We start from the raw sequence: 11,285 nt of genomic DNA on the forward strand, positions 1-11,285 counted from the left end.
CTCGCTCGGCTCCGGGCTCGCTCTTGGGTGGATCAGAAACCCGGGCGCCGTGCAACTGAAGCGACCTTCCGCCGCAAGTCACGGAACATCGATATATTCCACTCGCGGTTGTTTTGTTTTCGTGTTTACCTCTCGCCCTATGGGGGTGCTTTAGCTCCCGCTGACCAATTGCGTGTTTCGAGGCCGGGGAGGTGCGACGCGTGGCGGGTTCGCTTTTCGAGACAGTTCTGGGCGGAACGGCCCGTTTTCTCAGCCGCTTTCAGCCGTGGCACAAATACCCGACGGTGATCGCCGTGCCGACGCTGGCCGGGCTGCGCGTCAACATGCGGCACGAGAACCTCTACGACACCGAGACGGCGCCCCAACCCGGCGCGCCGCAGCCGTCGCCCGCGCAGCTGGACGTCCGGGAGGCGCGCACCGCCGACGGCAGCTACAACGACCTGGCGCATCCCTGGATGGGCATGGTCGGGGCGCGGTTCGGCCGCAACATGCCCATCGAGCGCACCTTCGGCGAGGAGGAGCCGGCCCTGATGACCCCGAACCCGCGGGTCGTCAGCAATCGCCTGCTGGCCCGCAAGGACTTCATCCCGGTGCCGCACCTGAACACCCTGGCCGCGGCCTGGCTGCAGTTCATGGTCCACGACTGGCTGAGCCACGGCGAGAACGACCCGAACGACAAATACTATGTCGACATTCCCGAGGGCGACAGCTGGCCGGGCGGGAAGATGGAGGTGCTCAAAACCCTGCGGGACGGCCACCGGCCCGGCGATGCGGGGCGGCCGCAGGCCTACACCAACGTCGAGACCCACTGGTGGGACGCGTCCCAGATCTACGGCTCGACCCTCGAACGGCAGAAGAAGGTCCGGACCAGGCCGGGCGATAAGGACGTGCTGCCGGACGGCAAGCTGTGGCTGCAGCCGAACGGCCATCTGCCCATCGCCGCCGACGCCAAGATCGAAGGCCTGGAACTGGCCGGCGTCAACGGCAACTGGTGGATCGGCCTGTCGGTGATGCACACCCTGTTCGCCCGCGAGCACAATGCGGTCGTCGACCGGCTGAGGATCGACTATCCGACCGAGAGCGGCGAATGGCTGTTCCAGAAGGCGCGTCTGGTGGTCTCGGCCCTGCTGGCCAAGATCCACACCGTCGAATGGACGCCGGCCCTGATGAACAGCCCGGAAGGCCGGGTGGCGATGCGCGCCAACTGGTGGGGGCTGGCCGGCGAGACCTTCTATCGCGCCTTCGGACGGGGCGGGGAGAGCGAGATTCTGTTCGGGGTCGCCGGCTCGCCGGTGAACCATCACGCGGCTCCCTATGCGATGACCGAGGAATTCGCCGCCTGCTACCGGATGCATCCGTTGATGCCGGACGAATACTCGTTCCGCAGCCGGCGAAACGACAAGGAGCTGCTGAAGCGGGACCTGATCGGCGTCGCCCGCGGGAACGCCAGCGACGTCTACAACCACGTCAGCTTCTCCGACGTCGTCTATTCCCTGGCCACCAGCCATCCCGGCGCGCTGTGCCTGCACAACTACCCGAACACCCTGCGCCACCTGCCGCCCAAGCGGGAGAACGACGTCCTGACCGACCTGGCGGCGACGGACATCCTGCGTGACCGCGAGCGGGGCGTGCCGCGCTACTGCGAGTTCCGCCGCCTGATGAGCATGCGGGCGCCGAAGTCCTTCGAGGAGCTGACCGACAACAAGGACTGGCAGAAGGAGCTTCGGGAGATCTACGGCGACATCGAGAAGGTCGACCTGCTGGTGGGCACCCTGGCCGAGAGCCAGTGCAGCCGCAACGGCACGCCGCCGGGGTTCGGCTTCTCCGACACCGCCTTCCGGATCTTCATCCTGATGGCCACCCGACGGCTGAAGAGCGACCGGTTCTACGGCGAGGACTTCAACGCCGACGTCTACACCCCGACCGGCTTCGCCTGGGTGCGCGACAACGGCATGCGCAGCGTGATGCAGCGCCATATGCCGGAGTTGGCGGTCCACTTCGCGGACTGCCGGAGCATGTTCTTTCCCTGGGCCAAGGGGACGGCGGGATGAGCGGGCGCCTCCGGCTGCCCGGCCTCGTCGACGTCATCCGGCTCGACGATCCCGCGGCGATCCACGCCCTGTCGGAGGACGCCCGGCTGGATCGGCGGTTCGTCAAGGCCGGACCGCTGGTCAACCGCATGCTGGCCGGACGTATCCGCAGGGTGCTGCAGGTCGACGGCCATCCGCTGCCGGCGGTGGCGGCGAGGGGCGCGCCCGACCGCGCGCGGCTGCAGGCCCTGCTCGAGCAGAGACTGCAGAACGCCCAGCTCGGCACGCCGCAGCAACGGGCGACCCTGGCGGGCTACGTCCGCGGCGAGCTGGGCGAGTCCGTACTGGGGCCGACGGCCCAGGCGGCGATCGGCGAGCTGTTCTCGCCAGGCTATGAGGCGCGGAGCGACCGCTGGCGCGCCGCCAGGACGCTGGACGCCGCGCCGCGCTCGTTCAATCCCTTGCAGCTGCTGTGGTGGGCTCTCACCGGCGCCGTGGGCCGGGCGCGCCGGACGCTGGCCAGGCCGGTCGACGGCGATCCGGCCGCGGTGCACGCCACCGGGGTCGCCGTCCACAACCTGGTGCGGGGCCTGAAGATCATGCGGGGGCTGTGGCGCCAGCCGATGACGCGCGACAGCCTGACCGAGGCGGCGGTCATCTGCCGCTGCGCCGTCGCGCCGGCGACCGTCCTGCGCCAATGGAAGGCGCCCGCCAGCACGGTCTGGGGCGAGGTCGAGGAGGGGGTTCTGACCCTCTTCCAGCTTGACGCCGCCCGCCTGCGCGCGCCCTCGCGGCAGGTCGTGTTCATGACCGACAGCTGGAGCCGCTGCCCGGCGCACCACTGGACCGCCTCGCTGCTGGGCGCGGTCTGGCGCGAAGCCAAGGGCGGGGAGGCGCGGCCATGACCGAGACCCTGCGCACGCCCGCCGACGCCGCGGCCGCCGGCGATCCGATCTTCCAGCCGCTGAAGTTCCGAAACCTGACGGTCAAGAACCGGATCTTCCGCTCGAACCTGTCCGGGATCTTCGACAACCAGGACGGCTCGCTCACCCAGACGCGGATCAACTGGGAGAGCAAGTTCGCGGCCGGCGGGGTCGGGGCGATCATCTCGTCCTATGTTCCGGTGCTGATGGAGGGGCGGATCATCGCCGGCTACGCCACGGTCCACCGGGACGAGTTCATCCCGCTCTGGGCCAAGCTGGGCGAGGCGATCCACAGCTTCGACGCCAAATACATCATGCAGCTGAGCCATTCCGGCCGGCAGATGGACATTCCCGGCGTCCACAACCAGATGCGGCCGAGCCTGACCTCGACCAGCAACAAGGAGACCCTGCACGGCTTCCTCTGCCGGGCGATGACCAAGGGCGACATCGACCACACCGTGAACGCGTTCGCCGAGGGGGCCTGGCGGGCGCGCGAGGCGGGGCTGGACGGGGTCGAGCTGCACGCCGCCAACGGCTATCTGTTCACCCAGTTCCTGAGCTCGGGCATCAACGACCGCAAGGACGAGTACGGCGGCTGCCTGCAGAACCGGGCCCGTTTCCTGCTCGACGTGATCAGCGCCATCCGGGCCAAGGTCGGGCGCGACTTCCACCTGCAGGTCAAGCTCAGCGCGATCGACCGCAACAACGTCATCCCCTGGGAGGGAAAGGGCAACACCCTGGCCGACACCGTCCAGGTGGCCAAATGGGTCGAGGCGGCGGGCGCCGACTGTATCCACGTCTCGTCCGGTTCGCTGTTCCCGCACCCGCTGAATCCGCCGGGCGATCTGCCGCTGGACATCCTGGCGGTGACCTATGACGCGATGATCAGCTCGGGGGTCTACGGCTTCCGCAACTTCCTGCTGTTCCGCTACCCGCTGCTGCGGCCGATCTTCCACTGGATCTGGTTTCGCATGAAGAAGGGTCATCCCGTCGAGGGCGTGAGCCTGGAGGAGGCCCGGGCCATCAAGGCGGCGGTGACCATCCCGGTGCTGTGCACCGGCGGGTTCCAGACCGCGTCCTACATCCGCGAGGCGATCACCGGCGGCGCCGTCGACGGCGTCTCGATCGCCCGCTCGCTGATGGCCAACAAGGATCTGGTCAAGCAGTGGGCCGCCGGCCGCGACCTGCCCGAGAAACCCTGCACCTACTGCAACAAGTGCCTGGCCAACGCGCCGAAGAACCCGATGGGCTGCTACGAGGAGGCCCGGTTCCCGTCCCGAGAAGCCATGATCGAGGAGATCATGAGCGTCTACAAGCCGCGCGCCGACATGCGCATCCCTCTGGCGTCGGAGCTGTAGGATGGCGGCCAAGCAACCGGTGACGGCGGTCGAGGGCTATCTGGCCGAACGGCGCTGGCGGCTGCGGCTTGGCTTGATCGTTTTGGCGCTGCTGATCGGCCTGGGCGTGGCGGTGCTGGGCCTGGGCCTCTGCGCGGCGCTGCGGCTGACCGGATCAGCGACGCCGCAGTACGCGGCGGCGGTCGACCATTTCAAGTACGGCTCGATCGGCTCCGAACCACAGAGCGGGGTGCCCTACGACATCTGGCGCGCGCTGCCGGCGCTGTATCCGGAGGAGTTCGAAGGTCGCAATGATTTCAGCGCCTTCGGCTTCATTTATGAGACGGACGCCAAGGGGCGGCGCAGGGAGCTGCCGATCGGCGTGTCGCGGCGCCAGGTCAACGGCGTGGACGTCGTCTGGTTGAACTGCGCCACCTGCCACACCGGCACATGGCGTGCTTCCGCGAAAGACGAGCCGCGCATCGTGGCCGGAATGCCGTCCAACAACCTGGATTTCCACCGCTTTGTCGCTCTGCTGCTCAAGGCGGCGGCCGACGAGCGCCTGGAGCCGCAGCAGCTGTTCGGCCCGATGGAGAAGGCCGGCGCACATCAGGATTGGTTCGACCGGATCGTATGGAAGGCGGCGGTGGCGCCGCGGTTCCGGGAAGGCCTGATCCGCATCCGCGGCCGGCTGGTCCCGCTGATGGAGCGCCAGTCGTCCTGGGGACCCGGCCGGGTGGACACCTTCAATCCCTACAAGCTGATCCAGTTCGGAACCCCGGCGGCCAGTCTGTCCGAGGCGGAGGTCCATGGCGTCTCCGACTTCCCGGCCATCTTCAACCAGCGCCCCCGCGAAGGCATGGAGCTGCACTGGGACGGCAACAACACCTCGCTGCAGGAGCGCAACCTGTCGGCCGCGATCGGGGCCGGGGTGACGCCCCAGACCGTCGACCACAGGGCGATCCGGCGGGTCGCCGACTGGCTGATGGACCTGCCGGCGCCGGCCAGTCCGCATCGGCCGGATGCGTCGGCCGTGGCGCGAGGACGGGGTCTCTACAAGGCCGACTGCGCGGCCTGTCATGGCGCCCAGGAGCCCCGCGGCTACGTCTTCTCGGGGCCGTATCTGGGCAAGGTGACGCCGATCGCCGAGATCGGCACGGACCGGGCGCGGCTCGACTCCTACACGGAGGCCTTCCGCCAGCAGCAGCTGTCGAAGATGTTCGCCGGCACGCCCTATCGGTTCACCAAGTTCCGCAAGACCGACGGCTACGCCAACCAGCCGCTCGACGGCCTGTGGCTGCGCGGACCCTACCTGCACAACGGCTCGGTGCCGACCCTGGCCGACCTGCTGAAGGCGCCGGCCGACCGGCCCAGGGCCTTCCTGCGCGGACGCGGCCAGGACGTGGTCGATCCGGTCAACGGCGGCTTTATCACGACTGCCTGCGATCCGGCGGCCAAGGCCCCCGCGGGGACCCAGTGCTACGACACGACGCTGGTCGGCAACGGCGCCGGAGGGCATGTCTACGGCACGACCCTGAGCCCGGCGCAGAAGGCCGACCTGCTGGCCTATCTTCTGACCTTCTAGGGGAGCGATCATGAGCGACGGCCTGAGCATCGGCTGGTCTGGCGAGCGGGCGAGGGGCGCGCTCAACGCCTACCGCGGCGTCCTCGGCTTCAACATGGCCCTGCATATCGTCATCGGGCTGCTGTGCCTGTTCGCGCCGAACACGGTGGCGCACATGTTCCAGCTGCCTGAGCCGATCCCGGCCGGCTGGACCCGGGGCTGGGGTGCGACGCTGATCCTGGTCACCGCCCTGTATGTGCCGGGTCTGCTGGATCCGGTGCACAAGCGGGCGCCGAACATCATCGGCATCCTGGGGCGGGTCTGGATGGGCACGGTCTGGGTGTTCTGCGGCGGCGGCTTCCTGTGGTTCGCCCTGTTCGACTACCTGTGGGCCGCGATCATCTTCGTGTTCTATGTCCGCCTGTTCCGCGCCACGATCATGACCCGTCCGTAGGAGGCCTCCGCCATGGCTACGGACCGTACGCCGGCCGTCCTGATCAAGGCGCCGCCCCTCAAGACCGTGAACCTGGGCGTCGGCGTGACGACGCTAAGACTCTCAACGGAGCCGCTGTTCGACCATATCGAGGCCGACCGGGGCGGGGCCTTCGCCGCCGCCGGCGACCGCGCGACCTGGCAGCGGGTGGCGCTCGAAGCCGGTGATGAGCGTAATCTCTGGGACCTCTGCCACGACCTGACGGGGGAGGGATCCTCGCTGGGCGCCGCCGGCGGCGGTGTGGTCTTCGCCGAGCCGGACCTGTGGCAGCAGTGGAACCACCCGATGCCGCGGGTCGACTTCGGCCTGGCCGCCAACTGCCCGACGACGGCCGAGCCCCAGCGGACCAACTTCCCGCGCATTCCCGGCGATAATTTCTGGTTCCGCGACACAGGCCACTCGGGCTTCGCGGCGATCAGCGGCGGCGCGGGGGCGGGGGCCCGCGTCGCCCATATCGACACGGGTTACGACCCGGGTCATGCGACGCTGCCCAAGCATCTGCGGGGCGACCTGCAGCGCAACTTCGTCGAGCCAGACCGGCCGAACGACGCCACCGACCGCGCCGAAGGCCTCTGGGTCCAGGACGGCCACGGAACCGGCACCATCGCCCTCCTGGCCGGGGGGATGTACGGCGGCGCGCCGGGGGCCGAGGTCGTGCCGATCCGCATCGCCGATCGGGTGGTGCTGTTCCGGTCGAGCGCCTTCGCCAAGGCGCTGGACTATGTCTACGGCTTGCGGAGCGATCCGGCCACGCGGATCGATGTCGTCACCATGAGCATGGGCGGCGTCGCCTCCCAGGCCTGGGCGGAGGCCGTGAACCGGCTCTATGAGGCCGGCGTCTTCATCGTCACCGCCGCCGGCAACAACCAGGGCAACCTGCCGACCCGAAACATCGTGTTTCCGGCCCGGTTCCGGCGGGTGATCGCCGCCTGCGGTGTCATGGCCGACGGCAGCCCTTATGCAGATCTTGGCTTCGACCGCATGGCCGGCAACTACGGCCCGGACAGCAAGATGGCGACGGCGCTCTCGGCCTCGACGCCCAACCTGCCCTGGGCGGTCGGCGGCTGCGGCCAGCTGGTGAACTGGAGCGGGCAGGGCACCTCCTGCGCCACCCCCCAGATCGCCGCCGCCGCCGCCCTGTGGATCGCCCGCCATCGCGCCAAGCTGGACGCCTATCCTCAGGGGTGGATGAAGGTCGAGGCGGTCCGTCGCGCCCTCTACGACAGCGCCGAGGCGGGCGATCGGGTGAAGCTCGGGCGGGGGCGGCTGCAGTCGGACATCGCCCTCCAGCACGCCCCCGTCGCCTCGGAACAGCTCAAGCAGGAGGACTCCGCCAGCGCCGAGTTTCCGCTGCTGCGGCTGTTCACCGGTCTCGGCGTCTCGCCGCCGGATCCGGCGCGCCTGCGCATGCTGGAGCTGGAGGCCCTGCAGCTGTCGCAGTCCAAGGCGGTCGAGGATCTGCTGCCGGATCCCGAGCGCCCGCCGGGGTCGCTGACGCCCGAGGCTCGACGGGCGATCGCCGAGGCTCTGGCCGACCAGCCCGGCGCCTCGACGACGCTCAAGCAGTTCCTGCTGGACGCCGACAGCCGCAGCGTTTCGCCGCCGGCCCGCTCCTCGGCCAAGGGCGACAAGGCCGTCGTCGCGCCCGAGCTGCTCGAGATGGCGCAGGTGCATCTGCGGCGCGCGGTGGATCCGCCGGTGTCCCAGCCGGCGATCCGGCGGCTCAGGGTGTACGCGTTCGATCCCTCGCTCGACCTGGCGCAGGAAACCGCGGCGATCAACGTCGCCAAGCTGGACATTCCCTGGGAGCCGGAGCTGCAGCCCGGCCCTGTGGGCGAATATCTCGAGGTGGTCGACATCGATCCCGCCAGCGCCGCCGCCTATGCGCCCGTGGACCTGAACCATCCTTATCTGCTCAGCCAGGACGGTCTGGCGCCGACGCCGAGCGATCCGCGGTTTCACCAACAGATGGTCTACGCGGTCGCGATGAAGACGATTGGCCATTTCGAACGCGCGCTCGGGCGGACCGCGCTCTGGGCGACGCATCAGCCCGAGACCCAGTCAGAGCATCGGTCGGAACAGTTCGTCCAGCGGCTGAGGGTCTATCCCCACGCGTTCCGGGGCCCCAACGCCTACTACAGCCCGGAGCGGAAGGCGCTGCTGTTCGGGTATTTTCCGGCCGGCGGCGACTGGCGCGACACGCCGGAAGGCCAGCTGACGTTCAGCTGCCTGTCGCACGACATCGTCGCCCATGAGACCAGCCACGCGCTGCTGGACGGCCTGCATCCGCGCTACCGCGAGTCGAGTCACCCGGACTCGATGGCGCTGCACGAGGCGTTCGCCGATATCGTCGCCCTGTTCCAGCACTTCACCCTGCCCGAGGTGCTGGAGCAGCAGATCGCCAAGAGCCGCGGGGATCTGTTCAACGCCGGTCTGCTGCGGTTGCTGGCCATCGAGTTCGGCCGCGCCACGAGCCGTCCCGGCCAGCTTCAACAGGCCCTGCGAGACGGCGGCGACGAGCTGTCCCGTGAAAACCTGTCGACTCTGCAGGGCGTCGGCCCCGACCTGCCGGACGAGGCTCACGACCGCGGCGCGCGGCTGGTGGCGGCGGTCTTCGACGCCTTCCTGACGCTGTACGCCGCGCGGCAGGAAGAGGTCGTGGCCCTGGCCACCGGCGGCTCCGGAGTGATGCCTGAGGGGCGGATGCCGCAGCCCCTGGTCAAGGCCCTGGCGAAGGAAGCCGCGACCCTGGCCTCGCAGCTGCTGACGATCTGCATCCGGGCGCTCGACTACTGCCCGCCGGTCGACGTGACGTTCGGGGACTATCTGCGCGCGCTGATCACCGCCGATCGCGACGTCGTTCCGAACGATCCGCGCGGTTATCGCCTGGCCTTGATCGGCGGCTTCACCAAGCGGGGCATCTTCCCGCCGAACGTGCCGCATCTGTCGCCCGGCAGCGTGGTCTGGGAGGCGCCGCCGACGCCGATCAAGACTGTCAGCGCGCTGCTGCCCAGCATGGACCTGGGGTGGAACCGCAGCGGCGCCCGGGAGAAGGCCTGGGAGACCTCGCGGGAGAACGCCCGTGTCCTGCACGGCTGGCTGACGGGTAAGACCTGGAAGGACGGCAAGCAGGTTCCCGTGGAGGTCAAGGCGACGGACACCGAGCTGCAGGCGCTGGGGCTGTTCCGCGATCCCGGCAAGCGGGAGATCCACTGGGAGGAAGACGGCGAACAGCGTTCCGAAACCGTCGAGATCAAGCGCATCGAGGTCCATTCCGTTCGCCCGGCGCGACGGGTGAGCCCCGACGGACAAAGCCGCAGCGACCTCGTCGTCGAGATCACCCAGGCCTGGATCGACGGCATCGGCATCCGTCGCCGCGGGGGCTGCACCGTCCTCTTCGATCTCGAGACCTTCGAGGCGCGCTATCTGATCCGCAAGCGCGTCGGCAATATCGCCTTGGCGCGCAGCATGCCGGCCAGTCCGGAGCCGGGCGGACCGGGGGGCAACTATTTCGCGACGCAGGACGAGCGCGAGCCGTTCGCCCTGCTGCACCGCTGTCACTGAGCCGGAGGGGGCCATGCCAGGTCATCGCGCCAAGATCCGCATGTACCGCCACGGCCTCGGCGACTGCCTGCTGGTTCGCCTGCCTCGCGCGGGCGGGCGGGACTACAGCATCCTGATCGACTGCGGCGTGATCCTGGGCACGTCAAAGGCCAAGGAGAAGATCAACGCCGTGATGGACGACGTCGTCGCCGTGACTGACGGCCGGCTCGATCTGATCGTGCTGACCCACGCGCACGGCGATCACGTCTCGGGGTTTCTTCAGGCCGAGAAGACCTTCCGCAGTCTCAAGGAGGTCGGCCAGGTCTGGATGGCCTGGACGGAGAATCCCGAAGACGCCTTCGCCCAGTCGCTGCTGCCGGCCAAGTACCGCGAGCGGGCCGTCGAGGCGCTCAAGGCCGCAACCAACCAGGCCTTCGCGATCGGCGACGACCAGACCGGCGCGCGAATCCGCAGCTTGACCGACTTTTTCGGCATCGACGGTCTCGGCGCGGCGGGGAAGGGCGCCACCACCGAGGACGCCGTGCAGGTCGCCCGCGAGCTGGCCCCGGCCGGGAAGCTGCGCTACTGCGAGCCGGGCCAGGCTCCCTATCGGCCGGATGGCGTCGCCGCTCGCATCATGGTGCTGGGGCCGCCCCGCGACGCCAAGCTGATCCGTCGGTCGGCGCCCACGAAGAAGGGGCGCGAGACATACGAGGCGGCGGGCTACATCGGCCAGCTGGGCCCGCTGGCGGCGCTGGAGGCGGACGGACGGCCGTTCTCCTCGCTCTTCACCATCCCGACCGATACGGCCAGGGCGATGCCGTTCTTCCGCAAGGCCTACTGGACCGGGGGCGCGGCCGACGACGATTGGCGGGGGATCGACGACATCGCCGCCTCCAGCGCTCTCGACCTGGCGCTCAAGCTCGACAGCGACACCAACAACACCAGCCTGGTTCTGGCCATAGAGCTGGACGGCCAGAGCCAGAGCGGCCACCCCGGCCGCGACGTCCTGCTGTTCGCCGCGGACGCCCAGGTCGGCAACTGGCAGTCCTGGAAGGACGTGAAGTGGGCCGCGCCCGAAGGAGAGGCGGCGGTCGAGGGACTCGACCTGGTCCGACGCACCTTGGTCTACAAGGTCGGCCATCACGGCAGCCACAACGCCACGCTGAAGGCCTATCTGGAATCGATGGAACGCCTGCTGGTGGCCCTGAATCCGGTCGACGAGGTCATGGCCGGCAAGAAACGCTGGGACCACATCCCGCTGCCGTCGCTCGAGGAGGCCTTGCGAAAGCAGGCCGCCGAGGCGCTGGCGCGCGCCGACCAGGACGGGGCCCAGGGGCCGCACGTCCTGGAGGACAGGCTGTTCTACGAGGTCAGCGTCTAGCGCGCGTTCCG

The 11,285-nt window shown here is 69.2% G+C and carries 7 protein-coding genes; all 7 read left to right on the plus strand.

What is annotated here, in order from left to right; genetic code table 11:
- Positions 1-200: 200 nt before the first annotated feature.
- The 7 genes from CSW64_RS11045 to CSW64_RS11075 are packed head-to-tail and all read left to right on the plus strand — an operon-like array spanning position 201 to position 11,274.
- Positions 201-2,051 carry a peroxidase family protein gene (locus tag CSW64_RS11045; RefSeq protein ID WP_099622157.1) on the plus strand — a complete coding sequence of 617 codons (1,851 nt, stop codon included), beginning with the start codon at positions 201-203 and terminating at the stop codon, positions 2,049-2,051.
- Positions 2,048-2,935, plus strand: coding sequence for a hypothetical protein (locus CSW64_RS11050; protein ID WP_099622158.1), 888 nt, complete (start codon positions 2,048-2,050; stop codon positions 2,933-2,935). Before CSW64_RS11045 ends, CSW64_RS11050 begins: the two co-directional genes overlap by 4 nt.
- Positions 2,932-4,311, plus strand: a complete 1,380-nt coding sequence (locus CSW64_RS11055) for an NADH:flavin oxidoreductase (RefSeq protein WP_099622159.1) — start codon at positions 2,932-2,934, stop codon at positions 4,309-4,311. The genes CSW64_RS11050 and CSW64_RS11055 overlap by 4 nt, the downstream gene beginning before the upstream one ends.
- Position 4,312: 1 nt before the next feature.
- A complete protein-coding gene (locus CSW64_RS11060; RefSeq protein ID WP_216361270.1) occupies positions 4,313-5,875 on the plus strand; it encodes a c-type cytochrome in 1,563 nt (520 codons plus the stop codon).
- Between the two features lie 10 nt (positions 5,876-5,885).
- Positions 5,886-6,308, plus strand: coding sequence for a hypothetical protein (locus CSW64_RS11065; protein WP_099622160.1), 423 nt, complete (start codon positions 5,886-5,888; stop codon positions 6,306-6,308).
- A gap of 12 nt (positions 6,309-6,320) precedes the next feature.
- Complete coding sequence (locus tag CSW64_RS11070) at positions 6,321-9,911, plus strand: S8 family serine peptidase (protein WP_099622161.1); 3,591 nt, start codon at positions 6,321-6,323, stop codon at positions 9,909-9,911.
- Positions 9,912-9,924: 13 nt separating this feature from the next.
- Positions 9,925-11,274: an MBL fold metallo-hydrolase gene (locus CSW64_RS11075; protein ID WP_099622162.1), complete on the plus strand. Its 1,350-nt coding sequence runs from the start codon at positions 9,925-9,927 to the stop codon at positions 11,272-11,274.
- The last annotated feature ends 11 nt before the right edge of the window (positions 11,275-11,285 follow it).

Origin of the sequence: Caulobacter mirabilis (genome assembly GCF_002749615.1) — a bacterium.
GTDB lineage: Bacteria > Pseudomonadota > Alphaproteobacteria > Caulobacterales > Caulobacteraceae > Caulobacter > Caulobacter mirabilis.